Raw genomic sequence first — 25564 nt, 5'->3', positions numbered from 1 at the left:
ATTTCCAAAAGCTAAAATCTATACAGGTTTTAGCTTTTGCTTTTTTCAGCCGCTGCTTTTTGCGCTTTCTTTAGCTCTTTCTCTGCCTGCTTTCTGGCTTTTTTCTGCGCTCTTTTTAGTTTTCTTAACCGGCGCCTTTCCTGCCTTGCTTTTTTTCGCTCGCTTTTAGGATTAGTTTTTAATGCCTTTTCCTTCTGTTTTTTGGCAAACTTCACATCAGCATCAGCCTGCGTTTTTGCATCCAAACAGGCGCTGCGCTTAATACCCATCATTAAGGTTCGCCATAAAGTTTTAAAAAATGGGTAATTAATGGGTCGTATATAATCGATCGACTCTGACCGAGGCACCTCGCCGGCTTTATCCGGATTGTTATTTTTAATAATTAAGGTATTGGCAAGCAAAGACATTAAAGCCAAACGGCGTTGCTTGAGCTCGGCTGTATCTGCTTTAAGCAACTGTATCTTCAAGTCGTTATACAAAAGCTGCATATTTGCTTTGGTGCCTTTTCTGCTGCCTTTAATATTAAAAGTGAATTTTTTAACCGTTCCGGATTTAATTTGCAACGAAGCCAAGGGTACAGTTGCCACATTAATTACCTGTAAGTTTATAGCACCTAACTGCCCATTACAGCTAAAACTGTAAGCACTATCTACCAAATTCAATCTCATTGTTAACAGCAGCGGCGCCCTACCCATAAAAAGTGAGTTGAGTCTAACATCGCAATGCTTACTTTTCTTTAAGCTGGCAGGATTATTAGTTACGTTTAATAAGCTACCGTTTACATGGCTGAATGTAACGTACCCCTGTTGTTTTGTCTTTACGTTATACTCATCATAGCGTACCTGGATGCCTTTAATCCGCACGGTATCAACATCAAGCCGAATTGGCAACGTATGAATGGCGTGATGAGGGAAAGCACTTGATTTATCAGTAGTATAACTTTTAGGGTCAATGCGCGGGTTGCTAAACAAATTGATGTGACCTTGGGCCAACACAATTGAATTAGCTTTAATTGTATGAGTAGTATCAAAAATATCGAAATCGAAATGATTAAAGCGCAACAGGTCGAGCTGTATTGAAAAGCGGTCCTGGTAGGTTCGTTTGAAATAAGCGGCCGCATTATCTGCAGGCAGCAAAGAAAGATGATGTACATTTAACTGATGGCCAAGCGTAGAAAACTCAATCAGGTTGGCTTTATATGCATACAAACCGTTTGGGGTACGGCCTCTGAAATTATTGAGTTTCAGAAATAGATCTTTGCAATAAAAGAAACGGCTGGTATCAAACTGTGTAGCTGAATCTATCAGTAAATGGTTAGCACCTAAATCCAGTTCTTTAAATTTCGATATGGATGGCTTATTGCCTTTCCTGTTTTCATATTGCAGTTTTACATCATACAGCCTGATTTCGCCTACATATATCGCATGTAATGAACTGGAAATACGCTGATATAAAGTACGGCTATCTTTCGGTTTATGCTTTTTATCGGGAGCAGGATAAGAAACCATCTGGATTTCAGGAGCGCTCAGTAAAATTTGCCCCAGGTCTACTTCGTGTTTCAACCACAATTTGAAAGGATGAATGTGGTTAACTACTAACTTCTCAACTTTGATGTGATAAAGGCTCGACGGGGATCCACCCTGACTTTTCTTTTTTCTGAATACCCCGGTATCCGGCTCCAGTTCAAGGTGCTGCAATGTTACGCTGCCCTGCCATAGGTTTAAGTCTGCATTGCTAAAATTAACCCGGTATAAGCTATCGGTACCTTTTAATACAAGAGTTTGTACTTTTCCTTTTAATATTGGGTAGAAGTAAATATTTAATACAATGGTGCCTATTGCCAAAATGGCGATTAAACTCAACAGTATGATAACGGTGATTCTTTTCCAGCCTTGCTTCAAAAATTTAAACGCCATTATTAACCTTGAATAAAGAAAATAGAACCTGTATGTATAACCAACAACATCACTCCTTAAAAGCTGAAAACAGCAATAAAGTTTGATAGGCGGTGACAGCCGGAGGAATTGTGAGTTGACGGCACCAAGAAACACTATGTATTGAACAGCTAAAATACACCAAACACTTGCGCTTTAAAAAATAATCGCCTCAAAAATGGCAAGCACGCTTTTCAAATTTTATTATCGTGTTTTAATATTTAAACTCCATATTCATTAGCATTTAAAAGCCCTGAAATGCAAACAGGCGCTTTGAAATTATTCAAAGCGCCTGTTTGCATAAAACAGAAATAACAATTCTTACTTTGCTTTTGCTACCTTGTTAGAAGCAGCCGGTCCTTTAGCTTGTTCAATCATTTTTGACACTTCACCAGCAAGCTCTTCAGCCGACTGGCCAGGCATAAAGCCGATGTTTTCAAACCGAACAACGCCCTTACGGTCAATAATGAATTTAGTAGGTATGCCTACAATTTTATAATTCTTGTATAGCTTACTTTTTTCATTCCCAGCCAATTTTTCATCATACACTACCTTGAAAGTGTACTTATTTTGCTGTAAAAATTCTTTTACCAATTGCTGGTAGTTGTCTGTTTTTTCACGAGTATCTACAAATAAAAACTGTACATCTTTATCATTTTTAAACCGGTTTACCGCCACTTGCATGCCCGGAAACGACATTTTGCATGGGCCGCACCAGGTAGCCCAAAAATCAAGCACCACTACCTTGCCCTTGTAATCGGCCAGAGAAACAGTTTTTCCTTCCATATCTTTTAATGTAAAAGCAGGTGCCGCTTGTCCAATAATCATTTCAGGTTCAGGCATTGCATTCGCTGACGTTTGTGCATAGCTGGCCGTAGTCAATCCTAAACAGGCCACAACAAGGGCAGTTATTAAACCTTTTCTTTTCATGGTATAAGTAAATTATTATGTACTCACAATATACACAATAACAGCTGATTGCAAAATTTATAAATATAACCTAACCGCAATCGTATCAATCCCAACGCTAATTGTTATTTTGCGGTTATGGACCAACCAATCTCAACCAAACCTAAAGCTGCACTCGGATTTATTTTTGTTACGCTACTTATTGATATTACCGGCTTTGGTATTATTATCCCCATCATCCCGGACCTGATTAAAAACCTAATACATGGCACTTACGCCAGCGCTGCTACTTATGGTGGCTGGCTTACTTTTGCCTACGCCATTATGCAATTTATTTTTGCACCGGTAATTGGTAATTTGAGCGACAAATACGGTCGTCGGCCAGTATTATTGGCTTCGCTCTTAGGCTTCAGTGTTGATTATTTGTTTCTGGCATTTGCCCCTACCATCTGGTGGCTGTTTGTAGGGCGAATTGTGGCTGGCATTACCGGCGCCAGTTTTACCACTGCTTCGGCATATATTGCCGATGTGAGCACACCTGAAACACGCGCACAAAACTTCGGCATTGTAGGCGCTGCCTTTGGTATGGGCTTTATTATCGGCCCAATGTTAGGTGGCATACTGGGCGACATCAGTGTTAAATTACCTTTTTTGGTAGCTGCAGGTTTAGCCTTATTAAATGCCTTATATGGTTTATTTTTATTGCCCGAATCTTTAGCGCCCGAAAAGCGCCGTCCGTTTGAATGGGCACGTGCCAACCCGGTAGGTTCATTGACGCAATTGCGCAAATACCCGGCTACAGCAGGCTTGGTGCTTTCATTAGTGTTAATTTACATCGCAGCTCATGCCGTGCAAAGCACATGGAACTTTTTTACCGAGTACCGTTTCCACTAGTCTAAAAGTATGGTGGGCTACTCGTTAGGTGTAGTGGGCGTGTTATCGGGTTTGGTACAAGGTTTACTGATTAGAATTACGATCCCTAAACTGGGGCACAAAAAAAGTATTGTATTGGGTTTTGCTATGTACACTTTGGGCTTGTTACTGTTTGCCTTTGCCAATAAAAGCTGGATGATGTTTGCCTTTTTGGTACCTTACTGCTTAGGCGGTATAGCTGGCCCTGCTCTACAAGGCATGATCAGCAATGAAGTACCTGACAATGAGCAAGGTGAACTGCAGGGTGGGTTAACCAGTTTAATGAGTGCCACTTCTGTAGTTGGCCCTTTATTGATGACTAACTTATTTGCCTGGTTTATTGGGCCTAAAGCTCCGGTTTATTTTCCGGGGGCTCCATTTTTAATGGGTGCTGTTTTAATGGTATTTAGTACTTTACTGGCTATACTTAACTTCAAAAGGGCACGTACCGCAAAAGCACTTTAAGCAAGAGTTTGTCACAAATCCATATATTCACAAACTTTTAGCTTAAATCTGCTTTTCTACTTCCATATGGAGCAAACCTTACCCCCCAAGCGTACAGCGGCCCTCGGGTTCATTTTCATTACCATATTTGTTGATGTATTAGGCTTGGGCATTATTTTACCGGTGCTGCCTAAACTTTTACAAACCCTGGGGCACATTAGTGTAAGTACCGCCGGATTGTACAGTGGATACCTTACTTTTACTTATGCTTCCATGCAGTTTTTATTCTCGCCGGCCTTGGGCAACCTGAGCGACCAATATGGCCGCCGCCCCATATTGCTGCTTTCGCTATTGGGTTTCGGTATTGATTATCTGTTTATGGCCTTTGCCCCCACTATAGGGTGGCTTTTTGCAGGGCGTACTATAGCCGGTATTGCCGGGGCCAGCACCACTACGGCAACTGCTTACATTGCCGATATCAGCACAGGCCATAACCGTGCTGCCAACTTTGGCCTCGTAGGTGCCGCTTCAGGTTTGGGCTTTATATTGGGTATAGGTTTAGGCGGATACCTGGGCATGGTGGACATTAAGTTTCCTTTTATGGCAGCTGCGGCTTTGGCTTTGGTTAATGCCTTGTATGGCTTTTTTGTATTACCGGAATCACTTTCACCAGACCACCGCCGAAAGTTTGACTGGAAAAAGGCTAACCCTATTTCATCCTTGCGCAAATTAGCGCATTACCCGGCGTTCAGCACCTTGGTAGGAGCTTACACACTGGTATATATTGCGCAAAAAGCAGTAGAGTTTGTGCTATCCTTCTTTTTAACGGAAAAATTTAACTGGACATTAGCCAGCATTAGCAGCCTGGGTATATACATTGGGGTATTACTGGTAAGTATACAGGGTGGTTTAATCCGGGTGTTACTCCCGCGCTTTGGCGAAGAAAAAAATATAGTGGCGGGATTACTATTTTATGCATTAGGATTGGCACTCATTGCCTTTGCCAGCCAGGGTTGGCAAATGTATGTGTATATGATATTTTATTGTTTGGGTGGTATCTCAAGCCCTGCTCTTCAGGGTTTAATTACCAGCAAAGTACCTGCCAATGAACAAGGCGAATTGCAGGGTGCTTTAAATAGTTTAGTGAGTGTGAGTACGATTATCGGCCCACTATTGTTGAGTAGTATTTTCTCTTATTTTACCGCCAAGCATGCCCCTGTATATTTTCCGGGAGCACCTTATTTGCTGAGCGCCGTTTTAATGCTGATCAGTGCGGGTATGGCCTACCGCAGTTTTAAATACATTAACAAAAAAGAAGTGATAAGTAAAGCATAGCCGGAGTTATCAGGTCGGACTATTCCAATCCGCTTACACCTCCGGAAATGACAAACTTCATCATTTCGGCGGCGTTTTTATCCAGGTGTGTTACCTTGTCGGCACGTACTATAACTACCTGCCCTGCAAAGGAGTAAGAATATGGAAAATATACTGCCACCTCGCCAGGCAAGCCAATGGCGCTTAAATCCTTTTGAGTTAAAAAACCGATTTTTTTAAGACCAAACTCATTGATAGTCACCAAAACCGGGTCATTAAATTTCTTTTCTTCGCCTACAAAAGCTTCGGTTAAATCTTTAACTGAAGAATACAGAAACTTAAACAAAGGCAAGCGGTTAAGCCAGCGGTTAAACCAGCCTTTAATAGGGTCGGTAATCACATTGGTAACCAGCACACCGGCAATTAATACCACAACCAGTACACCCAACACGCCCATGCCTGGGATATAAATTGGCTTACCGGTTTTGGGGTTTACCCAGATAAATGTACTAATGTTGAGCGCATTATCAATACTGGCAACTGCCCAATAAATTAAAAAGATAGCTACTCCTAAAGGTACTACTACCAATAGGCCCTTAGCAAAATACCTGAGCAGCGCCCGAAAAAATCTGTTCATGAATGCAAACTTACTCGTAAAAGTACACCCTTTTTACCCGCTGCGAAACATTGGTAAGTATTTCATAAGGAATGGTGCCAATTTGCCGGGCCAGTTCTTCAATAGGGTGCTGTTCATTAAACAGAATTGCTGTGTCGCCTTCATTCACTTCAATATCGCTTACATCTATCATGCACATATCCATGGCAATGTTGCCTACAGTGGGTGCCAGTTTACCGTTCACCAGCATCTGGCCCACCCCGTTACCGAAGGCACGCAGGTAACCATCCGCATAACCGATGCGCACAGTAGCTGTACGGCCGTCTTTATGCAGCACCCCTTTACGATTATAGCCGATGGTTTCTTCGGCCCTGATATCTTTGATTTGCGCTATGCTGGTTTTCAAAGTTGCCACCGGCTGCAACTTGCCCGATGATGCGGGTACGGCAGCATCAACGCCGTATAAACCAATGCCCAAGCGAACCATATTATATTGTGCCTGCGGCCAACGCGATATGCCTGAAGTATTCAAAATATGTTTTAAGAATGGATACATCACCACCGTTTGCAATTGCAAACAGGCCTTTTCGAACTGTGCGAACTGCTGTAGTGTAAAATCATCGTGTTCAGCAGCATCGCTGGCTACCAGGTGTGAAAACACCGATTGTACCTTAATGGAAGTGTTTTGCTGCAATATCTGACAGAGCTGCCCCAATTCTTCGGGTGCAAAGCCCAGGCGGTGCATGCCTGTATCTATTTTGATATGAACCGGATAAGGCGAGCCTCCGCTTTGTAAATGACTTAATAACTCCTGCAATTGCGACAAACTATAAATCTCCGGCTCTAAATGATACGCTATCAGCTGCTGAAAAGCCGAAGGCTCAGGGTTGAGTACCATAATGGGTAAAGTAATGCCTGTCTGGCGCAAGGCTACACCCTCATCTACATAAGCCACCGCCAAATAATCGGCTTTGTTGTATTGCAACACATTGGCCACTTCGAATGTACCGCTGCCGTACGAAAATGCTTTTACCATGGCCATCAGCTTTACGCCTGGTTGCAGCTGGCTGCGGTAATAATTGAGGTTGTTGATCAGCGCATTTAGATTGATTTCCATTACTGTGCCATGCACCTTTTGCCCTAATGCCTGGCTTACTTCCTCAAAACCAAATAAACGCGCCCCTTTAATTAATATGGTTTCATTTTGAAAATGCAGATCGGGCAGCGCTTGTAACAAATCATTAGTTTGAGTGTAAAAATGTGCTTCGGGGCATTGAAAATAATTTTGATGAGCCACCAGTTGTTCGCCTACGCCTATAAACCTATCTACCCCTTTTTGCTTTACCATATCGGCTACTTGCCTATACAGCGTTTCGGCTTGCAAGCCGGATTGATAAATATCCGACAAAATCAGCGTTCGAACTGGGTGCTGGTTTTGCTGATTTAAAAAGTTTAGTGCAATTTCTAAAGACTGTAGATCCGAATTATATGAATCATCAATCACTGAACAATTGTTACGGCCATTCTTAAGTTCCAGCCGCATACTTACAGCACTCAGTAACGACAATCTTTTCTTGATTTCTGCCGGATGATAACCCATAGCTAACAGTACCGCCCAGCAGGTGATTGCATTTTCAACCGAAGCTTCATCATGGAAGGGTATCAGGCAAGTTATTTTCTCCTGATTAAAAACTGCTTCAATATGCGTTTGGCTACCTTGCAATTGCTGCCCGGTTACATATAAATCAGCCTCCTGGTATAGGTAGCTCCAGGTAAAATGCCGGCGTTGCGGTAGGTACTCCTGGTAATTGAGCAAAGTTTCAAACTGGTAAACCACTAAATTGCTGTGGGCAAAAAGCTTTAGCTTTTCTGTAATTTTTTCGCTCAGGCTCCGAAACCCCTCATTGTGCGCAGCGCCGATATGAGTCAGTACCCCAATGGTAGGCCGGATTATTGGCTCCAGTGCTTCCATCTCATCAATAGTAGATATTCCGGCTTCAAAAATGCCCAAGGTATCTTCTTTGCCGATTTGCCAAACTGAGAGCGGCACCCCTATTTGTGAGTTATAGCTTTTGGGATTACGCACAATGTGTTCATCGGCAGCTAAAAGCTGGTACAACCACTCTTTGACAATAGTTTTGCCATTGCTACCAGTAATGCCGATAATAGGCAGTTGAAAACCGCCCCGGTAATAAGCAGCCAGTTGTTGCAGAGCATTCAACACATCCTCTACCAACAAGAAATTAGCATCTTCCGGCATTACTTCCGGTAATAGCTCTACTATAAAACTTCGAATACCGGCAGCGTAAGCTTCGGAAATAAAATCATGACCATCACGCCGACCTTTGAGTGCAAAGAATAAACTTTGTTTAGCATGTGTGATGCGCCGGCTATCAGTTACCAGTTCATTTACTTGATAATCATTCACCACCCTGCCCCTGGCATGTGTGATGATGGCAATAAAACTGACAGAATAACTACCCGAATGCATGGTACGAATTTGGCTATAATTTTAGTAATAGCGCAATTATGCGTATATTTAATAGGCTTTCTTGACGAAGAATGCCGAAGTTAATTGTAATTGATGGACGAAGAAGTAAAGAAGAAAATAACTGACCCTAAGCGGGCGCAAGCCAAAGCAGAACATTACTGTGCCTACCAGGAACGCTCGCAGCAGGAAGTGCGCGATAAATTATACGAGTGGGGTGTATACCCGTCTGTAATTGAACAAATTATCACCCGGCTGATTGGAGATAACTTTTTGAATGAAGAACGTTTTGCTATGGCTTATGCACAAGGCAAATTCAATCAGAAGCAATGGGGCCGGGTAAAAATTAAACAGGGCTTGAAATTGAAAAGGGTGTCGGATAAATTAATTAACAAAGCGCTGCGCAGCTTGGATGGAGATGCCTATATGGCTACTCTGGAGAAGCTGATGCAAAAAAAAGCCGATAAACTAACAGAGCGTGAGCCCTACAAGCGGCGCTACAAGCTACAGCAATATGCCATGAGCCGCGGGTTTGAAAGTGATTTGATTAGTGAAGTTTTGAAAGCCAGTGCGTTAGCTTAACATTAAGCTTTTTTAAAAAATAATTTGCAGAACCGGATTTGCGCTCTATATTTGCATCACCAAAACGGAATGGCAGTGACTTAAACGCCCGCCACCACGTTAAAGGCCCATAAGCGAAAGTAGCTCAGTTGGTAGAGCACGACCTTGCCAAGGTCGGGGTCGCGAGTTCGAATCTCGTCTTTCGCTCCACAATCCCTTCTCTTGCCCTATACAAAGAAGGGATTTGTTGTTAACACCCACACCTGCTCAGATGGTGGAACTGGTAGACACGCAGGACTTAAAATCCTGTTCCCGTTAAAGGAGTGCGGGTTCGATTCCCGCTCTGAGTACAAGAGCCCTGCTGAATATCAGCAGGGCTCTTGTGGTTTAAGCCCCTCCCTTCATCTCATTTAATACTTCAATATAGTTTACCTTATTATCAAAAGAACACCGTTAAGCTTAATTTTAAGTTTTGGTTGATGGCTTATAACATTAATAATAAATTTTTTTGAAAACTTACTTTGAAGTACAAAGTTAAATATGCTATCTTTGAAATACAAAGTACTTTCATAAAACCTCATAGTTACATTAATTATGCCGACTACTAACAACTTAACCACACAACGTATTCAGCCAGCATCAATAGTTTTAAGAGCACTATTGGGCGCTGGCATTGCTTTAATTCTAATTATTGTATTTCTATCTGGAGTTAAGCACCCCAAGCCCGAATGGGGCAATTTATGGATGGTGAAACCATTAATCGTAGTTCCGCTGGCCGGTGCGGCAGGTGGCGCATTCAGTTATTTAACAGGCCACTTTTTTACTCAGCACGGATGGCATAAAGCATTGGCTATTGTAATTGGCTGTGCCTGCTATATTATTGCGCTTTGGGTAGGCACTGTTTTAGGGTTAAATGGCACTTTATGGAACTAACCTGTTTAAACAAACCTCAATTATCACTTTACAAAGTTTAATTTATGAAAAATGATATCCTCGCCTGTCTGGATAATCCCGGCAAGCTTGAAAGATTGTACCGGAGCCATAAGGCACCTTTTAAACGAGATTTTTGCAGCTTATACCCCGAACTGAAAGGCAATGCCCTGGCAGATTTCTGGAACGAAAGGTTGAGCTACGAAAGCGAAGAAATTAATTGGGGCAGCGGTCTCGAACTATTACTTGTGATTGCAGCAGGCCTACTGGCTGGAGTTATAGCTAAACTGCCGTTTTACTTCAACATCAGCGAGGATTTCTTCTATCCAAGAAATATTGGGTTTATTGTATTTCCATTTCTAACTGCTTATTTCGCCTGGAAAAATCAATTATCTGCCGGTAAGATTGCACTGGTTGGCTGTTTAAGCGTCGTCGGCCTTATATTCATCAACCTCTTTCCGGATTCAAAAAACAGTGATACTTTAATTTTATCATGTATCCATTTGATTTTATTTCAATGGGTAATACTAGGGTTTGCATTTGTTGGCGGAGCCAAATACAATGAAGAAAAACGATTGGGTTTTTTAAAGTATAACGGCGACCTGGTGGTAATGACAACCCTGATCCTGATTGCCGGAGCCATCATGTCTGGCATTACCGTTGGGTTGTTTTCTGTTATTGGGCTGAAAATTGAAGAATTTTATTTTAAAAACGTAGTCATTTTCGGCCTGGCCGCTGCACCAATTATAGGCACTTATCTTACCCAAACCAATCCGCAATTGGTAGGCAAAGTTTCTCCGGTAATCGCCAAGCTATTCAGCCCGCTGGTGTTGATCATGTTAGTGGTCTATCTGATTGCTACTATGTATTCTGGAAAAAACCCCTACCACGATCGTGATTTTTTGATAATGTTCAACGCCTTGCTTTTGGGTGTAATGGCTATCATTTTCTTCTCTATTGCCGAAAGCAGTCAGGCCAACAAAAGCCGGGCTGAGTTATGGGTACTTTTCCTGTTGTCGGCAGTTACCATTGCAGTTAACGGCATTGCGCTTTCTGCCATTTTGTTCCGCATAACAGAGTGGGGCTTTACCCCTAACCGGACTGCAGTATTGGGCGGCAATATTTTAATTTTAATTAATTTGCTATTGGTAGCTGTTCAGCTATTTAAGGCCATTACTAAAAGAGCAGCTACTAATACTGTAGGCAAAATAACAGCCCTTTACCTGCCAGTTTACTTTGTTTGGACAGTTGTAGTTACCTTTATTTTCCCGCTGATATTTGGCTTAAAATAATCTTTTTTTAATTCATATACACAAACACGGCCTGTTCATATGATGTGAACAGGCCGTATTTGTGTATATGAATTATCGACTTTTTAAAAGCTTATAAACTTGTACCTTTCCGCAAATGTTGCTGAGATCGCTAATATTAACGGGAGCCGTTAATGGCATATTTTTCATGTTGCTATTGAAACAGAAATCAAAACACAGTCAAAGTGATTTGATTTTGATGCTATGGATGGGAATCATAGCGCTACAACTCTCTTTTTATTATGATAACCTGTTATCACATCCTTTATTGCCGGCATGGTTACAGTTAATTTGCTTTTCTTTTCCTTTGCTCAATTCACCGGTTCTTTACTTTTACATCCGCTCTTTATCTGTTAGCAACAGTTTAAGAGTAAGAAATTTGTTAACCCACAGTGTTCCATTCTTAACTTTTACTTCTTTTGCATTTTACTTATACTATGCTCCTCAGCACTATCTTCATTTCAAAGATGCACTTCCTAACTTTAGTAAAAGCGTTAATGCAGTTACTAAAGGCTTATTAACCGCATTGCTGGCATTTGTACCCTGTTATTATGCAATTGCAAGTTTTTTAGTACTTATCAGGCACCAAAGACATTTGCCGGACAGTTATTCATATACCGAAAAGATAAGCTTAAACTGGTTAAAGTGGACAGTCGGCTCCTTTATTGCGCTGTTTATCAGCTTATTTTTCTTAATTAAATTTGGGGTAACTTATGGGCTTATACCTTATTCTGATTTATTTGCGGTGGTTGGAGCAGTGCTCACCCTGTATGTGTTCATCATGGGATACGGTGGCTTAAAACAACACAATTTACCCCAAAATGCAATCACTGAAAATTCGGCTGACGATAATATTGCTAATATCAGTTACAAAAACTCAGGGCTTACTGATGAAAAAACGAAACAGCTATTTATTCAATTAAAAAATCATATGCGTGACTGCAAACCGCATTTAAATGCAGAATTGAACTTAAATATGCTTGCAACGCAAATGGGGATCACTTCAAACCAGCTATCGCAAGTCATCAATCAACAGTCACAGTCTAACTTCTTCACTTTCGTCAATAACTACCGGGTTGAGGAAGTAAAAATATATTTATCTGATCAGTCTAAATCTCATTACTCCGTATTGGGCATTGCACTCGAATGCGGCTTTCGCTCAAAATCTTCGTTTAACAAAATTTTTAAAGAAGCTACTGGTCTGACGCCTTTACAGTACCAAAAATCGGTTCAAAATTAGGGTTATAGGTACATCCCTACATTTCAGGACGATGGCAGGGCCTAAATTTTCTCTATTTGAAGAAAAAATCACATGGAGAATTTTTCACTTCTGCACAAAACCAACATTACCTTGCACGTAGTTTGCGGCTCACTGGCTTTGATTGCCGGATTGATAGCGCTTGTATCAATTAAATCAGGCAAGCTGCATAAATCGTCAGGGCAATTTTTTTTGATACTTATAGCGATTGTAATACTCACCGGCCTTGTTGGAGTGTTCTTTTTTGGAAGAAACACCTTTTTGCTGGTGATCACAGTACTTAGTGGATATATGGCATTTTCAGGTTACCGTATTATAAAATTACGATCAAATGTGCCAAAGTTATTAGACATCTCCATTTGTATCATCGCATTAACATCCGTTTTATATTTTCTGTGTTACTTCAAATCAATTGGCCTCATGTGGTCTCCTGTGATTATATACAGCACAGTTGGCTATATATTTCTGATCGTATTATATGACATAGGTAGATATCTTCTACCTGTAAAAATTTATACGAAATTATGGCTGCCTGAACATATTCTGAAAATGGTAAGCGCTTTTAGTGGTTTACTTTCTGCCTTTACCGGCACTGTTCTACCGCATTACCAACCTTATAGTCAATTTCTGCCTTCTATTTTAGGAACTTTGGTTGCGATAGGTTTTATAATAAGTACCGGTACCCGAAAAGGATTAGGTAATACTCCAGGTAAAACAGCATCTGTCCAAAAATTTTGAAAATGGCATCTGATTAAAGATAATCAATATTGGAGCTCCGCTTTTTAAGTAGCGAAGCTCTCACTACAGCAATGATGATTACACATGATAAACAGGTCATCAACTCATACTGGCGTTATAATACTGTCTTGAAATAAGCCACTGAATCTATATCAGCAATTAAACCAGGTTGTTGAGGCTCCCATCCTAATTTGAGTTGCGTCCACTGGCTGGATGCAGGGCTGTCAATACCTGCAAAATGCGCTAACCAGCCGAAATGCTCGGTAGCTTGCTCCGGAGTAATACTCACGGCCTGCATATTTAAGTGCTTGGCAATAATCTGGGTAATTTCTTTAAAAGGTACCGCCTCATCGGCCACACAATGATAGGTGGCCGGGCTGGTACTCTGCTCTATAATTAAGCGGTATAACCGTGCGGCATCCACGCGGTGCACACCTGCCCAGTTGTTCAACCCTTCACCAATGTAAGCAGCCACACCTTTTTCGCGGGCTATGTCAATGAGCATAGGTACAAAGCCATGGTCGCCCTCGCCATGAACTGATGGCGGCAAGCGCACTACAGATACATTTACTCCTTTTAATGTGATGGCAGCAGCAGCCTCTTCAGAAGCCACACGCGGTATAATGGTAGAATCGGCCAATGGCTTATCTTGTTCAGTTACCGGGCGACCTAAGCTTAGCAATGCCGTGCCTGAAGTGATAACCATCGGCTTACTAGTCCCTGTAATTGCATCGCCCATAGCCTCAATCGCCTTACGATCAGTTTCGCAGTTTTCCTTGTATTTAGAAAAATCGTGGTTAAAAGCAGTGTGGATAACGGCATCAGCAGCCGCTGCTCCGCTCCTTAAGCTATCCAAATCATAAATTGAGCCTTGGTGTACGGCTGCACCCGCAGCTATGATTTTCCGGGCTGATTCATCAGAACGGGCGAGGCCTAATACCTGGTGACCCGCATTTAATAATTCTTCAACAATGGCAGAACCAACAAATCCGGAGGCTCCTGTTACAAATACGCGCATATTTTTGATATTTTATTTTTAAAACCGATACTCTCCTGCCTTAGTGATCTTACTTTTCAAGACAGTCAGCATCATTTTTGTAAATCAAAATTCAGCAATTGTAAACGCCACAAAGAGGACATTTGTCCTCAATTTTAATTATCGTTGCAACTGTGCGTGCCTGATGCGGGTTAATGTTTTCACGGAAACGCCAAGATAAGAAGCCACCATGCGCAAAGGTACCCTGGCGAGCAACCCCGGGTAGGTTTCAATAAAATCATCATACTTTTCCTCTGGACTCAAACTGATGCTATTAAACACACGGTTGCGGCTAAGCACCAAAGTATGAGAAATTAATCGCTCCGAATAAACTTTTAGGGTAGGAATTTGAACAAACAACTGGTCGAAATCGCTTTTATTCCACATAAGCAATTCACTATCTTCCAGTGCATCTATATAGTATTGCGAAGGTGTCTGATTATTATAACTTTCCGCTTCAGTAGTCCATGATAAATCAGGACAGAATTGTATAATGTGTTCGCTGCCATCGTGCGTAGTACGATACATACGCAACAAACCTTTTATAATAAATATTTTATACCGGCATACCTCCCCTTTTTGCAACAAAGCCTGCTTCCTGCTCACCTTTTTATGCACAGCAGTTTGCTTAAGCAAATCAAGCTGCGCATCGGTTAACTGTGCCTGATTTCTTAAATAAGTTTCAAATTCGGTAAACATGTGTATATCAAATTAAGCGTATATAGGTGTACACTGCATTAATGCCTTATTTCAATAATTTGCTATAGCCGTACCAATGGTAACAGCACTGCCGGGCAGCGCAATATTACCACTGGTTTGATAAAAGTTACCCAATGTGGCTGGCGTCATTTCAATATAAGAATGCGTGCCTTTATTCAATGTACCTCCAATACCAAACTTCAGGGCATTACCGCGGTCCGAATAGATAGTACCATCTACCAATATATCACTGCCAATGCGGTTGCTGCCAATATTCACAAATATGGTATCTGTTACACTTCCCTTGGTAATGAGATTGCCATTGGCCGTATAAAACGGTGAACCGCTTGGATCAAGTATCCGGGCCTGATAGCTGTAATAATCACGATCCAACGAATTTTTCACCTGGTAACTCAACTCACCCGGCATTACGCGGATACGTTTAGAAGAAGTTAGACCGCCGATTTTAAGTGTAATGGTAAACTTACCTGATTTGGTGTATGTATGCTTGGCCATAGTACCACTTTCATGAGCAGTACCGTCTCCAAAATCCCAATCGTAAGCCGCGTTCAGCGAAGTTTTAGCGGTAACTGACATCTCACTTTTCAAGTATACATCCGTTCCGGATACATCAAAAGCGGTATCTGCATCTGTTACCGGAACCTGGATGGATTTACGACAAGAAGTTGATACAACAGCAGCACAAATCAGCACCAGCGAAAACTTATTCATATAATTAGTCAACATAAATGTTGTGTAAATTTAATTGAAAATTGCGGACTATACTTCTACTTTTTACGGACGATTGCTGCAGCCCTTAGGTACAGCATATTTAAGCAGGCTATTCATTGCATGTTATGATTGCAAATTACATATACTTATAATAAAAAAATATTAACTTAAAATACATTCATTAGTCAACAATGAATTGCTTTCAGGTGTTATATACTTTTATACTCATCAGATACTTATGAAAAATACAATTGTTTTTATTCACGGCATGTTCCAAAACCCTAAAAGCTGGGGCAACTGGATTGATTATTTTACCCAACAAGGATACAATTGCCTGGCACCTGCATGGCCTTTGCACGAAGGTGAACCGGCAGATTTACGCCAAAATCCGCCTGCGGGTTTAGGCGATTTATCTTTAAACGATGTAATTGGCAAAATTGAAGAGTTTATATTAAAGCTTGATGAAAAGCCTATCGTAATTGGCCACTCGGTGGGCGGGTTAATTGTACAGTTGCTCATCAACCGTAATATGGTAACTGCAGGTGTAGCAATCGATTCGGTAGCGCCAAATGCTATGCTTGATTTTGATTGGAGCTTTTTCAAAAACAGCGCTGTGATTACTAATCCGCTTAAGGGTAATGAGCCCATATATACTGATTTAGAAACGTTTCAAGGCTCTTTTGCTAACACCCTAAGCCTGGAGGAAGTAAAGCCTTACTTTGAACGCTATGCAACGCACGATAGCCGAAATGTACTGCGCGATTGTATGGGTGAAGCCGGCCATGTGGATTTAGACCTGGCACATGCGCCTTTACTGTTAATTGCAGGCGAAAAAGACCAAATCATTCCGGCCTCCTTAACCGAAAAGAACGCAAAAGCTTATACAGATAAAGGCAGCGTAACCGGCTTCAAAGAATTTACCGGCCGCAGCCATTTTATTTGCAACGAACCCGGCTGGCAGGAAGTTGCCCAATACAGTTTCGACTGGCTGCAGCGCCATCGGCAAGTGGTAACTGAGCCGGAAGGATTCTATAAATAGGAAATCGCATCATAACAAAGAAATTTACCCTTATTGCTAACCATTAAAAGTTTAGCAATAAGGGTAAATTTGTATATATAAATACTTTATGTCAGCAGCCTACCCTATAAATTTTCTACGAGATAGCCGGTCTAAGGGCGATAGTCATGCGGATGATTTTATTCAAAATATTTTTGCCGACACGTTGCTAAAACAAAAGTTTGCAAATTGGCTAAAGGATTTGAATTGCAACCAGCAATTAAGTGACTTACCGGCTGCTTATATAAATGAGCCATTACTACAGAGTGCACTTCAACTGCCCGATTGGGCTGACAAGAAACAATTAAAAGCCGGTGCTGCGTTTTTTGCTAAACATGCACAGCTCATTATGAATTTATTGGGGCTGCTATCGCTCCCCTACTGTTACGCCGGTGCAGATGGCGCTATGGTATTATATTTATCAGATCGGTTCAGAAACAATATTGGTAAACGGCTGGCAGATACTGCCCAATTTGTGTGGGATGTAATGGCGCCCGGTGCATTTGAGCCTGAAGGCAAGGGTTTTGCCGCTTGCTTAAAAACGCGTTTAATGCACGCTGCCGGGCGGTACTATACCGTAAAAAGCGGCCAATGGGATACAGCCTGGGGTAAGCCCATCAACCAGGAAGATATGGCAGGCACCAATTTATCATTCTCCCTGCTCGTTATTCGTGGGTTGAGAAAATTTGGTGTGGTTATTACCTACGTTGAGCAAGAAGCTTACCTGCACTTATGGAATGTGATTGGCTACCTACTCGGATTAGATGCAAGTTTGCTGCCCGCAGATGGTAAACAGGCGTATAACCTGGAGGAGGCCATAAGGCAACATCAATTCCGGCCATCTGAACAAGGAAAAACGTTAACGGCTTCACTTATTCAGTATTTTTCATTTGTTACTCCCCGCACTTATTTTTCAATTACGCAATTGGTACACACCATGCGTTATTTGCTGGGCGATGAAATTGCCGATATGCTGGCGTTACCAAAAGATACGCTTTCAACATTGGAATTAAGATTATTAAAAGCCAGCGCATTTATAAATGAGCTGACAGCACCTGCAAATACCACAATGGCCTATCAAAAAAGCTATCAGCAATTTAAGCAAGCACAAACCATATAACTTGTTATGAATGTTGATGTACTGTATTCCTTAGAATCCTGACAGTATTTGCATAAGCTTTTAAACATAAGTATCTTGAGCCGCATTAGTCTGTCGCATTCCATGTACTCTATATCTATATCCATGTCTGCCGCTTTTCGCCAGTGGCTACCGGTTGTACTTTTTACTGTTACAGTTTTAAGTATTACTTCCTGCCAAAGGACACCTAAGCAAGATACCAGCCAGCCTAAACCGAAGCCACCTATATCATTAAAAAGTATAATAGGTATTCCGTTTACCGAGGTGAGGCGCACTTTCGACAGCGGCCTTGCCTTTGAGCCACACGGTTTTTATCAGGAGCCCAGCTGGAAATTCACTTTACTTTCTGAAGACTCAATCAACATTTACAGCCCTACGCTTAAAAACTTTGTAGTTAATCCGGTAATTATTGATCATGATTCGGTGGTGAATATGGCCTGGGCATGGTTACGGGTGAAAACAATGAGTAAAGACAGCATTATTTTTCAGGTGCTTAAAGTTGCCAACCGCGAAATTGCACATGAAGGCCCTTATGTTTTCATGAAGCTGTACTCAAACACTTATATCACCGACAGCCTGCACACCTCGGCGCTGGAACTACAAAGGCCCACAGCCAAGGATACAGCTTTCATTAAAAAGTTAACCGCCCTGGCATATAATCACCCTGAAAAAGCATTTGCAGCTACGCAACCCGCACAATTCATTAGCAATACTCCAAAAATCACAGTTAAAAAGAAAGAAGTAAAGCCCGACAGGGCGATGGGTACCGTAGCCGAAGAGGCTTATTATTCACCTGAATATAATGTAACTATACATAAGGCGTATGATAATTTCAATTACGCATTCGCAGTAACGGTAGATGAAAAAGGTGGTTTGCACTTTATACGCTCGCTGCAGGATAGCTATGGCGACCCAGACTTTGAAAAATATAGCGCGCGTAATATTAAAGCTATTCTGGATGGCTATTTTAAATATTATATACGGGTATTGCCCGGTCGTACCTTAAACATCCCTCATGGCAGCATGGTTACACTTAACGTAACCGGTATACAAGATTGAAAATAACGTATGAAAATGTTTCAGCAGCCTTTACAACTGAGCCCGCGCAGGCGAGGCTTTCACTTAATTACACCAGAAGTGTTGCAGGCTATACCGCAATTAAGTGAATTAAAAACAGGTATGTGCCAAGTATTTATTCAGCATACCTCCGCTTCTCTCACCCTAAATGAAAATGCTGATCCTACCGTTCGTAAAGACTTTGAAACATGGTTCAACAAAGCCGTACCAGAAGGCGACCATGATTATGTACACAATGATGAAGGGTCTGATGATATGCCTGCTCATTTAAAAGCCGCCTTGCTGGGCAGTTCGGTAAGCTTTCCTATCCGTAATGGTAAACCAGCACTGGGTACATGGCAAGGCATTTATTTGTGCGAGCACCGCAACCACGGAGGTGCACGACACCTGGTAATTACAGCTTGGGGACTCTAACAGAAAATGTTGTCGCTTTATTAAGCACTGACTGGCTAACGCAAATTTTGATAGTATGCGAACAAATACAATAAAATTAACATTTTAAACCAATTAAAGATGGGTTTTTTTGTTCAGTTTGTTTAAATAAACAATACCGTTGGCGCAGATTAAGGTAACTATTGCAGTTATCATCAGAGTACAATTATTATAATTGGTTAAACGAGTGGTTAGTATCGCATTGTTATACGCTAATTAGAAGATACAGTTACATGTTTTCTTATCTTTTTAAACATTAGGCAACATTAACTTTACTGAAATAATATATTGCATAATATTTCATTTTTGAAACTATCAGTTGTAACTTTGTGTAAATAAAACATATTTATTATTTCTTAAATCATATAAATATGAAAGCCAAACCTTCCTCAAATACTCACAAGATTTTTGCAATTAAGATTAAAGCACTCTTTACTACTGCTATTAATCTTTTAGTTATGCCTATAGGCGCTTATGGCATATATACGCTTATAAACTTTTATGATAAGCACAAACACAATCTCAATTCAACCATCTGGGCTATCTTGTTTATTATAGGCTTTGTAGTATTGCTGTTTGCTTTTACTAACAAGCCAAAATCCGGGCAATTACGCTAAACATCAACCGCAATATAGTAAGGCGCATATGTATAGCAGCTAATTGAATTACAGACATGCATTAAAAGAAAAGACCCCAACACTTTTCATGTTGAGGCCCTTGTTTAATCTTATCTATCCGCATCGCGCAGACACATTATACTAACGCAGTTAGCAATAAATTTATTATTCTGAAATTACAATTTTATCAGTAAAATTAAATACAGTTAAAGTTGTGATTAAATGTGCTATTCTATCGTTTTGAAATTACTTTAACTGCCGAATCATGATGTTCCTGAAAGCAACAACATGCCCATGATCCTGCAAGGCGATTTTTCCTTTAGGGTATGCGGCAAAGCCTTTCCAGGTTTTAAATTTACTCTGATCAATCAGGGTTTTCCACTCTTCACTTCCCATCTGTACATCTATCTCTTTCTTACCGTTTAAGGTAAAAATAAGGTGACCGTCTTTTTTCCAGATTTTGGCCTCATTCCACTCGCCTGCCGGCTTTACTGCTTTAACAGCGGGCGCCTTCATATCATACAATGAGCCAGCCAGGTGATTGGCCTTCTTGTTGTCTTCAGCCTTCTCATCATCCAATACCTGCATTTCTATACCGGTATCATAAGGATGTTTGTAAGCAGTGTCTTCATGCACACCGAAAATGATACCACTATTGCCTTCCGGTGAAATTTTCCATTCTAATGAAAGTTCGTAGTTTTCATATTCATCGTTGGTTAACAAATCACCGCGGGTGGTGCCATTTGGGTCAAGCTGCAAAGCGCCGTCTACAACGGTCCATGCAGGTGTAGCATCAGGGTTCAAATACAAATGCCAGCCCTTGGTATCTTTACCATCGAACAGCATCTTCCATCCTTGCTTCTTCTGAGCAGCAGTTAATGTGTTTTGTGCCTTAACTGCCGAAGTGCTTAACAACGCACAAGCTATTGCTCCATAAATTAGTTTTTTCATAAATGTTAGTCTTTCGAATAAAATATTTAAAGTAGTTGTTTTAATGTGCCTTATTACTGCTTTAGTTTGCTAACTCTACCCAACCACAACAGCGTATTAATAATCAATTTATTTTGAGTTTCATTCACCAAGGTATTCGATAAATCTTTGTTGGTGCCATGTTCATAATCAATATCATTATGGCCCATGTTAAAATAAACCATGTGGTAATTTTTATTGGTCCAAACTACTGGATAATAACCGCTGTGCCATATCTCGTTAGGTTTAGGGCCGGTTCCCAGCGGAAAACTGGCTGAATCTATAGCCAGCAAAATATCAATGTCCGGGTTTTTAGTTAAATCATTCTCCCAACGATACCATTCATTAGGCGATGATTTGAACGTATAGGGCAGACCATGAGTAACCGCATGCTTTTTGTCTTCCACCCTTAATATAGCCGACGTTGGCCGCCAGGTATTGCTTTTATACTGGCCCGAACCCAAAAATGTCTGATGATACCAATCCCAGTTTTGCGAATAATCTGATGGGGTTAAAGCAAAAGCCGAAAAGTGGAAGCCCATCCACCCTCCTCCGTTCTTCATATAAGTTTCGAATGCTTCGCGTTGGGCAGGCAGTTCGGGTCGGGTATCTAAAAAGATTACAACTTGATATTTAGACAAGAAAGCGGTGTTCAAATTATTCCAGTTGCTGGTGGAGTCGTAGGTGAAGTGATACTTTTTAGCCATTTCCGGAAACCATTTATTCGCTTCATGCACAAAGCTGATGTGTGCCTGATCATGCTTAGCGGTATAAAAGGCAATTACATTGAAATCAGGCTTACGCTTTTGTGCTGAGGTGAATAAAGGGTATAATAGCGTAACCAGCACAATGGTACAAAAGCTTAAGCCTTTAATTTTCATAGGTAAATCGGTTTAAAGCAGATAAAACATAAATGTAGAGTTTATTCGGCTGATGGCAAACCTTGTTGAGTGAAATTATTGAGCCCTCATCAACCCAACTAACTAAGTTACTGTAAATCAATATATTAACTATAATTCCTATAATGTTTATCGGAAAAAAATCAATTAGAGCAATTTAATTAATGCTGTGTTAAGTTTTTTTACAAAAAATATTGCACAGCATTGATAAATATTTAAGTTTGCAATTACCTATTGTTAACATGCCGAAGCGAATATTTATTGCGGATGACGACCCAGGGATCGTTGACGCTGTACAGATGATATTGGATTTTTATGGTTACGAAGTAAGCTACACCTATGATGGTGCAGATTTACTTAACTATACCACAAGTGATTTCACTGATTTAATACTACTCGATATCTGGATGTCTGGTACAGACGGACGCGATGTTTGCCGCGCGTTGAAAGCGCACCCCGTACTGCAATCTATCCCGGTGATCATGATTTCGGCAAGCAAGGATGTTACCGAATCCGCCCTTGCTTCGGGAGCTGATGCCTTTATAGCTAAGCCATTTGATATGGATCAGTTAATTGGCCAGATAGAAAAGTTATTGGATAGCCAGCTAATAACTAACCGCATAGCCATATAAAATTTTTACTGTTTAAAAAGAGTGCTGAGGGCACACTACCTTGTAGCGGTTATTGAACAATATACCAATTACAATCTCATGCGAACCATTGCTTACTGTGCGCAGGTTAGATGTAGTAAAATCATACGAATACCCTACGTTGATCAGTGAATTGATATTTACACCTGCCAGGGCAGAAAACGAATCGTTGTGCCGGTAAGATCCGCCTATCCAAAGACGGTCGCCAAAGGCTACTTTCATATTCAAATCATAACTCATCGGTACCGGATTGATGACCTTTACCAGCACAGATGGTAATAAAGTTACTTCATCAGTTAAGAATATTTTATACCCTGCTGTAAAAAAATAATGCGGTACGGATTTACTTTGATTATAAGTATTATTAGTACTAAAATATAGGGTTTGTTTAAGCAGTTGCTGTACCGATGCTCCTATAAAATAATTGCCCGAGTAAGCCCATACACCAACGCCCAAGTCCGGCTTCCATTGGCTCAGATTACCATTAGCAATGGCAGGATCTAAAGGATTCTCTAAAGTAATCAGCGAAGTATTTAAGCTAATTCGGTTCACACCTGCCATTACCCCTACCGCCAAATTAAGTTTATCCGTAAGGCCTAGGTGGTATGCATAAGTTGCATCCAGGTTGGTCTGTGTAATTGGGCCGGCCTTATCTGATACCACCATTAAACCTACCCCATGGTGTGGCTCGGATGCCATATAATCCTGCGTATAAGAACGGCTGAATGGGTTAGTACCTCCGCCTCCTGGCATACCCGTGGCATCACCATTTAGAAAATTACTGCCTATAGGCGTATTAACCGTTAAATAACTGGTGGTAGGTGCACCTTCAAGGTTGGTCCACTGGCTGCGATAACCGGCCTTAAAATCGGTATAATTTTCAATACCGGTTACAGCCGGATTGAGCAGGTAATTATTGAATATATACTGAGTATATTGAGGTTTTTGCTGCGCATGCGTTGCACAACAAATTATTAAAATAAATACAAATAATAAAGACGATCTCATAAAGTGAACTCGCTTGATAAAGCAGGCCAGTTTTCTGCCTTATTAAAAGCTGAGGTTAATAGGTTGTGAAAAAGATAGGTTAAGTTATTATTTTTAGTGCAAGAGGCTTTACCGCTCAACGTAATTATTGCAGGGCTTAAATACCAATCCCCCATTAATTTATGCTTGTTAAAGTAATTGCATTGCAGATAATTTGCTTTAAAAAGCACGTTCAATAAAGGTAAATGGCTACCCTTAAGTGCAATCAATTCATTGGTCTTACGCTCAAACATCAGGGGATAAACTGCAATTACTGCAGGCATAAAACTACTGAAAGATTTTGAGTATCGTATTTTATTGTAGAATTTTTAACGCTTAATTAAAACAATTCTACATACAAAAACGTATTGCGGCGCATCCTAATTTAGGATATTATTGCAGCTCAGCAACTAATTTATCATGGTTAGGCACAAAATTGATAAACGCTTCAAAGTTATCTGTAAACTTTTGCTGATCAATTCTGTAATAAAACGCTCCTTTTTTAGAAGTCAATTTGTCTTTTTCAGCCAATTTAATCAGTAATCCTGTTGATAGCAATTTACGGCTGAAATTGCGGTCGTCAAACTCAGTTTGATACACACTTTCATATAACTGCTGTAATTGCGGTATGGTAAAACGTTCGGGAAGTAAATTGAATAGCACAGGATGCAAAGCGGCTTTATACCGCAGTTGCTTGCGGGCACGTTTTACCATTTCATTATGGTCAAATATCAGCGCAGGCAATTCATGTAAGGCAAACCACTCCGCGTGGTAATCATGGCTTAAGGGATGCTGAAATTTATTCATATCAATGAGCGCAAAATAAGCTACAGATAGGGTGCGCTCAACGGGGTCGCGGTCTGGCTTGCCATAAATATGTAATTGCTCAAGGTATACATTGTCAAGCCCGGTTAGTTCTTTCAATACCCTCACGGCAGTATGGTCGGGGTCTTCTTCGGGTTGTACAAATCCACCAGGCAAACTCCATTTACCCCGTTCGGGTTCAATGCTTCTTTTAATCAGCAACAGCTTAATAATGGCTCCTTCAAATCCAAAAACTAAACTATCAATTGCCACCAGCATTCGGGTTTGGCCTTCGTATCTCTGTTGCATATATAAGTATATAGGTTGCTTTGTATATAGTGGGGTTCAAGATAATGAAAATTATACAAAACCGGGTGTATGATGAACACACTTATTTATCAACTCTTTTTGTAGCAGTAAAAATAATTAAATATAAAAACATATATTTTTCAAGTGAGTTATAATCAATGTTACTTAAAAATTTAACATCTACCATTATGGCAACTACAACAGAAAATTCGCAAGAGGTACTGAGTGACCTGGTAAAGATCAATAACGACCGTGTAGACGGTTTTGAGAAAGCGATCAAAGACCTTAGTGATGAGAACCAGGACCTAAAATCGGTGTTTGAAGAATACAGCCAGCAAAGCCGCAAGTTCAGCCAAGAGCTGACCGCAGAGCTGGGCAGACTGGGCGGCGATGCTGAGACCTCCAACTCGGTAAGCGGCACATTGCACCGGGCATGGATTGACGTCAAAGCACTGTTTGGCGGCTCAGACCGCAAGAGCATCCTGGAGGAGTGTGAGCGCGGTGAGGACGCCATCAAGAAAGCCTACCGTGATGCCCTGTCACCAGACAGCGGCTTGTCGGCCGAGTACAGCTCAGTGGTAAGCCAGCAGGCCAGCCAGATCAACGCTGCCCATGACCGCATCAAAGCACTGCGCGATAGCCAGTAAACTCAATATTATAAATCACATTTGCTGATACGCGAAAGATAAAGCTGCTTATATAGGC

At 41.0% G+C, this 25564-nt stretch carries 27 protein-coding genes and 2 tRNA genes; 17 read left to right on the top strand and 12 right to left on the bottom strand.

The features are described from left to right. Window positions 1-29: 29 nt before the first annotated feature. Window positions 30-1916, bottom strand: a complete 1887-nt coding sequence (locus tag ACYVNW_RS02185) for a hypothetical protein (RefSeq protein ID WP_460678200.1) — start codon at window positions 1914-1916, stop codon at window positions 30-32. Window positions 1917-2255: 339 nt separating this feature from the next. Next, the gene (locus ACYVNW_RS02180; RefSeq protein WP_460678199.1) at window positions 2256-2864 is read right to left on the bottom strand and encodes a TlpA family protein disulfide reductase; all 609 of its coding nucleotides are present in this window, start codon (window positions 2862-2864) and stop codon (window positions 2256-2258) included. A gap of 117 nt (window positions 2865-2981) precedes the next feature. Between ACYVNW_RS02180 and ACYVNW_RS02175 the strand changes: the two genes are divergently transcribed. From ACYVNW_RS02175 to ACYVNW_RS02165, 3 genes are all read left to right on the top strand, one after another. Beyond that, window positions 2982-3737 (top strand): MFS transporter, encoded by a 756-nt coding sequence (locus tag ACYVNW_RS02175; RefSeq protein ID WP_460678198.1) that lies wholly within the window; start codon window positions 2982-2984, stop codon window positions 3735-3737. A 9-nt stretch (window positions 3738-3746) separates the two neighbouring features. After that, window positions 3747-4220: an MFS transporter gene (locus ACYVNW_RS02170; RefSeq protein WP_460678197.1), complete on the top strand. Its 474-nt coding sequence runs from the start codon at window positions 3747-3749 to the stop codon at window positions 4218-4220. Between the two features lie 66 nt (window positions 4221-4286). Then, complete coding sequence (locus ACYVNW_RS02165; protein WP_460678196.1) at window positions 4287-5534, top strand: TCR/Tet family MFS transporter; 1248 nt, start codon at window positions 4287-4289, stop codon at window positions 5532-5534. A gap of 19 nt (window positions 5535-5553) precedes the next feature. Here ACYVNW_RS02165 and ACYVNW_RS02160 read toward each other — a convergent pair whose 3' ends face one another. Then, window positions 5554-6150: a DUF502 domain-containing protein gene (locus ACYVNW_RS02160; protein WP_460678195.1), complete on the bottom strand. Its 597-nt coding sequence runs from the start codon at window positions 6148-6150 to the stop codon at window positions 5554-5556. Window positions 6151-6160: 10 nt separating this feature from the next. Continuing rightward, complete coding sequence (locus tag ACYVNW_RS02155; RefSeq protein WP_460678194.1) at window positions 6161-8620, bottom strand: bifunctional UDP-N-acetylmuramoyl-tripeptide:D-alanyl-D-alanine ligase/alanine racemase; 2460 nt, start codon at window positions 8618-8620, stop codon at window positions 6161-6163. A gap of 93 nt (window positions 8621-8713) precedes the next feature. Between ACYVNW_RS02155 and ACYVNW_RS02150 the strand changes: the two genes are divergently transcribed. The 7 genes from ACYVNW_RS02150 to ACYVNW_RS02120 all read left to right on the top strand — a co-directional run bounded on the left by ACYVNW_RS02150 (window position 8714) and on the right by ACYVNW_RS02120 (window position 13414). After that, window positions 8714-9199: a regulatory protein RecX gene (locus ACYVNW_RS02150; protein WP_460678193.1), complete on the top strand. Its 486-nt coding sequence runs from the start codon at window positions 8714-8716 to the stop codon at window positions 9197-9199. Between the two features lie 113 nt (window positions 9200-9312). Continuing rightward, window positions 9313-9388, top strand: a tRNA-Gly gene (locus ACYVNW_RS02145). 55 nt (window positions 9389-9443) lie between these two features. Further along, window positions 9444-9528, top strand: a tRNA-Leu gene (locus tag ACYVNW_RS02140). A 244-nt stretch (window positions 9529-9772) separates the two neighbouring features. Then, the gene (locus ACYVNW_RS02135) at window positions 9773-10111 is read left to right on the top strand and encodes a hypothetical protein (RefSeq protein WP_460678192.1); all 339 of its coding nucleotides are present in this window, start codon (window positions 9773-9775) and stop codon (window positions 10109-10111) included. 44 nt (window positions 10112-10155) lie between these two features. Beyond that, window positions 10156-11400, top strand: coding sequence for a hypothetical protein (locus tag ACYVNW_RS02130; protein ID WP_460678191.1), 1245 nt, complete (start codon window positions 10156-10158; stop codon window positions 11398-11400). A 175-nt stretch (window positions 11401-11575) separates the two neighbouring features. Continuing rightward, the gene (locus ACYVNW_RS02125) at window positions 11576-12658 is read left to right on the top strand and encodes a helix-turn-helix domain-containing protein (protein ID WP_460678190.1); all 1083 of its coding nucleotides are present in this window, start codon (window positions 11576-11578) and stop codon (window positions 12656-12658) included. A gap of 72 nt (window positions 12659-12730) precedes the next feature. Beyond that, window positions 12731-13414, top strand: coding sequence for a hypothetical protein (locus ACYVNW_RS02120; protein ID WP_460678189.1), 684 nt, complete (start codon window positions 12731-12733; stop codon window positions 13412-13414). A gap of 115 nt (window positions 13415-13529) precedes the next feature. On the opposite strand, the gene ACYVNW_RS02115 is transcribed toward ACYVNW_RS02120, so the two are convergent. The 3 genes from ACYVNW_RS02115 to ACYVNW_RS02105 all read right to left on the bottom strand — a co-directional run bounded on the left by ACYVNW_RS02115 (window position 13530) and on the right by ACYVNW_RS02105 (window position 15896). Then, window positions 13530-14432: an SDR family oxidoreductase gene (locus ACYVNW_RS02115; protein WP_460678188.1), complete on the bottom strand. Its 903-nt coding sequence runs from the start codon at window positions 14430-14432 to the stop codon at window positions 13530-13532. A 138-nt stretch (window positions 14433-14570) separates the two neighbouring features. Next, window positions 14571-15149, bottom strand: a complete 579-nt coding sequence (locus ACYVNW_RS02110; protein WP_460678187.1) for a Crp/Fnr family transcriptional regulator — start codon at window positions 15147-15149, stop codon at window positions 14571-14573. A 51-nt stretch (window positions 15150-15200) separates the two neighbouring features. Then, on the bottom strand, window positions 15201-15896 hold the full coding sequence (locus ACYVNW_RS02105; RefSeq protein ID WP_460678186.1) for a PKD domain-containing protein: 696 nt from the start codon (window positions 15894-15896) through the stop codon (window positions 15201-15203). A gap of 223 nt (window positions 15897-16119) precedes the next feature. On the opposite strand from ACYVNW_RS02105, the gene ACYVNW_RS02100 reads away from it, so the two are divergent. The 5 genes from ACYVNW_RS02100 to ACYVNW_RS02080 all read left to right on the top strand — a co-directional run bounded on the left by ACYVNW_RS02100 (window position 16120) and on the right by ACYVNW_RS02080 (window position 20202). Then, window positions 16120-16920 carry an alpha/beta hydrolase gene (locus ACYVNW_RS02100; RefSeq protein ID WP_460678185.1) on the top strand — a complete coding sequence of 267 codons (801 nt, stop codon included), beginning with the start codon at window positions 16120-16122 and terminating at the stop codon, window positions 16918-16920. A gap of 88 nt (window positions 16921-17008) precedes the next feature. Further along, on the top strand, window positions 17009-18058 hold the full coding sequence (locus ACYVNW_RS02095) for an oxygenase MpaB family protein (protein WP_460678184.1): 1050 nt from the start codon (window positions 17009-17011) through the stop codon (window positions 18056-18058). A 123-nt stretch (window positions 18059-18181) separates the two neighbouring features. After that, window positions 18182-19135, top strand: a complete 954-nt coding sequence (locus ACYVNW_RS02090) for a hypothetical protein (RefSeq protein ID WP_460678183.1) — start codon at window positions 18182-18184, stop codon at window positions 19133-19135. A 9-nt stretch (window positions 19136-19144) separates the two neighbouring features. After that, entirely contained in the window at window positions 19145-19567 is a 423-nt protein-coding gene (locus ACYVNW_RS02085; protein WP_460678182.1) for a secondary thiamine-phosphate synthase enzyme YjbQ, read from the top strand. A gap of 389 nt (window positions 19568-19956) precedes the next feature. Continuing rightward, complete coding sequence (locus ACYVNW_RS02080) at window positions 19957-20202, top strand: hypothetical protein (RefSeq protein ID WP_460678181.1); 246 nt, start codon at window positions 19957-19959, stop codon at window positions 20200-20202. Between the two features lie 246 nt (window positions 20203-20448). On the opposite strand, the gene ACYVNW_RS02075 is transcribed toward ACYVNW_RS02080, so the two are convergent. Both ACYVNW_RS02075 and ACYVNW_RS02070 read right to left on the bottom strand, forming a co-directional pair. Continuing rightward, on the bottom strand, window positions 20449-21153 hold the full coding sequence (locus tag ACYVNW_RS02075; RefSeq protein WP_460678180.1) for a 3-keto-disaccharide hydrolase: 705 nt from the start codon (window positions 21151-21153) through the stop codon (window positions 20449-20451). A gap of 53 nt (window positions 21154-21206) precedes the next feature. Continuing rightward, on the bottom strand, window positions 21207-22052 hold the full coding sequence (locus ACYVNW_RS02070; RefSeq protein ID WP_460678179.1) for a ThuA domain-containing protein: 846 nt from the start codon (window positions 22050-22052) through the stop codon (window positions 21207-21209). A 260-nt stretch (window positions 22053-22312) separates the two neighbouring features. Between ACYVNW_RS02070 and ACYVNW_RS02065 the strand changes: the two genes are divergently transcribed. Continuing rightward, window positions 22313-22702, top strand: coding sequence for a response regulator transcription factor (locus ACYVNW_RS02065; protein WP_460678178.1), 390 nt, complete (start codon window positions 22313-22315; stop codon window positions 22700-22702). A gap of 12 nt (window positions 22703-22714) precedes the next feature. Here the strand turns inward: ACYVNW_RS02065 and ACYVNW_RS02060 are convergent, their stop codons facing one another. From ACYVNW_RS02060 to ACYVNW_RS02050, 3 genes are all read right to left on the bottom strand, one after another. After that, window positions 22715-23728 (bottom strand): PorP/SprF family type IX secretion system membrane protein, encoded by a 1014-nt coding sequence (locus ACYVNW_RS02060; protein ID WP_460678177.1) that lies wholly within the window; start codon window positions 23726-23728, stop codon window positions 22715-22717. Next, on the bottom strand, window positions 23725-24030 hold the full coding sequence (locus tag ACYVNW_RS02055; RefSeq protein WP_460678176.1) for a hypothetical protein: 306 nt from the start codon (window positions 24028-24030) through the stop codon (window positions 23725-23727). The genes ACYVNW_RS02060 and ACYVNW_RS02055 overlap by 4 nt, the downstream gene beginning before the upstream one ends. 109 nt (window positions 24031-24139) lie before the next feature. Continuing rightward, on the bottom strand, window positions 24140-24859 hold the full coding sequence (locus ACYVNW_RS02050) for an NUDIX hydrolase (protein ID WP_460678175.1): 720 nt from the start codon (window positions 24857-24859) through the stop codon (window positions 24140-24142). 188 nt (window positions 24860-25047) lie between these two features. On the opposite strand from ACYVNW_RS02050, the gene ACYVNW_RS02045 reads away from it, so the two are divergent. Beyond that, window positions 25048-25506, top strand: a complete 459-nt coding sequence (locus ACYVNW_RS02045; protein ID WP_460678174.1) for a ferritin-like domain-containing protein — start codon at window positions 25048-25050, stop codon at window positions 25504-25506. Window positions 25507-25564 lie beyond the last annotated feature (58 nt).

The sequence above is a fragment of the Mucilaginibacter koreensis genome, assembly GCF_054783355.1.
This window is presented reverse-complemented; position numbering and strand designations above follow the sequence as displayed.

What these genes read in the sequence shown, in the direction of transcription:
- ACYVNW_RS02170 (WP_460678197.1), top strand. Translation starts at nt 3,747, where the DNA reads ATGGTGGGCTACTCGTTAGGTGTAGTGGGCGTGTTATCGGGTTTGGTA.
- ACYVNW_RS02155 (WP_460678194.1), bottom strand. Translation starts at nt 8,620, where the DNA reads ATGCATTCGGGTAGTTATTCTGTCAGTTTTATTGCCATCATCACACAT.
- ACYVNW_RS02090 (WP_460678183.1), top strand. Translation starts at nt 18,182, where the DNA reads ATGTCTGCCGCTTTTCGCCAGTGGCTACCGGTTGTACTTTTTACTGTT.
- ACYVNW_RS02115 (WP_460678188.1), bottom strand. Translation starts at nt 14,432, where the DNA reads ATGCGCGTATTTGTAACAGGAGCCTCCGGATTTGTTGGTTCTGCCATT.
- ACYVNW_RS02110 (WP_460678187.1), bottom strand. Translation starts at nt 15,149, where the DNA reads ATGTTTACCGAATTTGAAACTTATTTAAGAAATCAGGCACAGTTAACC.
- ACYVNW_RS02150 (WP_460678193.1), top strand. Translation starts at nt 8,714, where the DNA reads ATGGACGAAGAAGTAAAGAAGAAAATAACTGACCCTAAGCGGGCGCAA.
- ACYVNW_RS02165 (WP_460678196.1), top strand. Translation starts at nt 4,287, where the DNA reads ATGGAGCAAACCTTACCCCCCAAGCGTACAGCGGCCCTCGGGTTCATT.
- ACYVNW_RS02045 (WP_460678174.1), top strand. Translation starts at nt 25,048, where the DNA reads ATGGCAACTACAACAGAAAATTCGCAAGAGGTACTGAGTGACCTGGTA.
- ACYVNW_RS02070 (WP_460678179.1), bottom strand. Translation starts at nt 22,052, where the DNA reads ATGAAAATTAAAGGCTTAAGCTTTTGTACCATTGTGCTGGTTACGCTA.
- ACYVNW_RS02130 (WP_460678191.1), top strand. Translation starts at nt 10,156, where the DNA reads ATGAAAAATGATATCCTCGCCTGTCTGGATAATCCCGGCAAGCTTGAA.
- ACYVNW_RS02060 (WP_460678177.1), bottom strand. Translation starts at nt 23,728, where the DNA reads ATGAGATCGTCTTTATTATTTGTATTTATTTTAATAATTTGTTGTGCA.
- ACYVNW_RS02095 (WP_460678184.1), top strand. Translation starts at nt 17,009, where the DNA reads ATGTCAGCAGCCTACCCTATAAATTTTCTACGAGATAGCCGGTCTAAG.
- ACYVNW_RS02055 (WP_460678176.1), bottom strand. Translation starts at nt 24,030, where the DNA reads ATGCCTGCAGTAATTGCAGTTTATCCCCTGATGTTTGAGCGTAAGACC.
- ACYVNW_RS02100 (WP_460678185.1), top strand. Translation starts at nt 16,120, where the DNA reads ATGAAAAATACAATTGTTTTTATTCACGGCATGTTCCAAAACCCTAAA.
- ACYVNW_RS02175 (WP_460678198.1), top strand. Translation starts at nt 2,982, where the DNA reads ATGGACCAACCAATCTCAACCAAACCTAAAGCTGCACTCGGATTTATT.
- ACYVNW_RS02085 (WP_460678182.1), top strand. Translation starts at nt 19,145, where the DNA reads ATGAAAATGTTTCAGCAGCCTTTACAACTGAGCCCGCGCAGGCGAGGC.
- ACYVNW_RS02185 (WP_460678200.1), bottom strand. Translation starts at nt 1,916, where the DNA reads ATGGCGTTTAAATTTTTGAAGCAAGGCTGGAAAAGAATCACCGTTATC.
- ACYVNW_RS02105 (WP_460678186.1), bottom strand. Translation starts at nt 15,896, where the DNA reads ATGTTGACTAATTATATGAATAAGTTTTCGCTGGTGCTGATTTGTGCT.
- ACYVNW_RS02075 (WP_460678180.1), bottom strand. Translation starts at nt 21,153, where the DNA reads ATGAAAAAACTAATTTATGGAGCAATAGCTTGTGCGTTGTTAAGCACT.
- ACYVNW_RS02065 (WP_460678178.1), top strand. Translation starts at nt 22,313, where the DNA reads ATGCCGAAGCGAATATTTATTGCGGATGACGACCCAGGGATCGTTGAC.
- ACYVNW_RS02135 (WP_460678192.1), top strand. Translation starts at nt 9,773, where the DNA reads ATGCCGACTACTAACAACTTAACCACACAACGTATTCAGCCAGCATCA.
- ACYVNW_RS02120 (WP_460678189.1), top strand. Translation starts at nt 12,731, where the DNA reads ATGGAGAATTTTTCACTTCTGCACAAAACCAACATTACCTTGCACGTA.
- ACYVNW_RS02160 (WP_460678195.1), bottom strand. Translation starts at nt 6,150, where the DNA reads ATGAACAGATTTTTTCGGGCGCTGCTCAGGTATTTTGCTAAGGGCCTA.
- ACYVNW_RS02080 (WP_460678181.1), top strand. Translation starts at nt 19,957, where the DNA reads ATGAAAGCCAAACCTTCCTCAAATACTCACAAGATTTTTGCAATTAAG.
- ACYVNW_RS02180 (WP_460678199.1), bottom strand. Translation starts at nt 2,864, where the DNA reads ATGAAAAGAAAAGGTTTAATAACTGCCCTTGTTGTGGCCTGTTTAGGA.
- ACYVNW_RS02050 (WP_460678175.1), bottom strand. Translation starts at nt 24,859, where the DNA reads ATGCAACAGAGATACGAAGGCCAAACCCGAATGCTGGTGGCAATTGAT.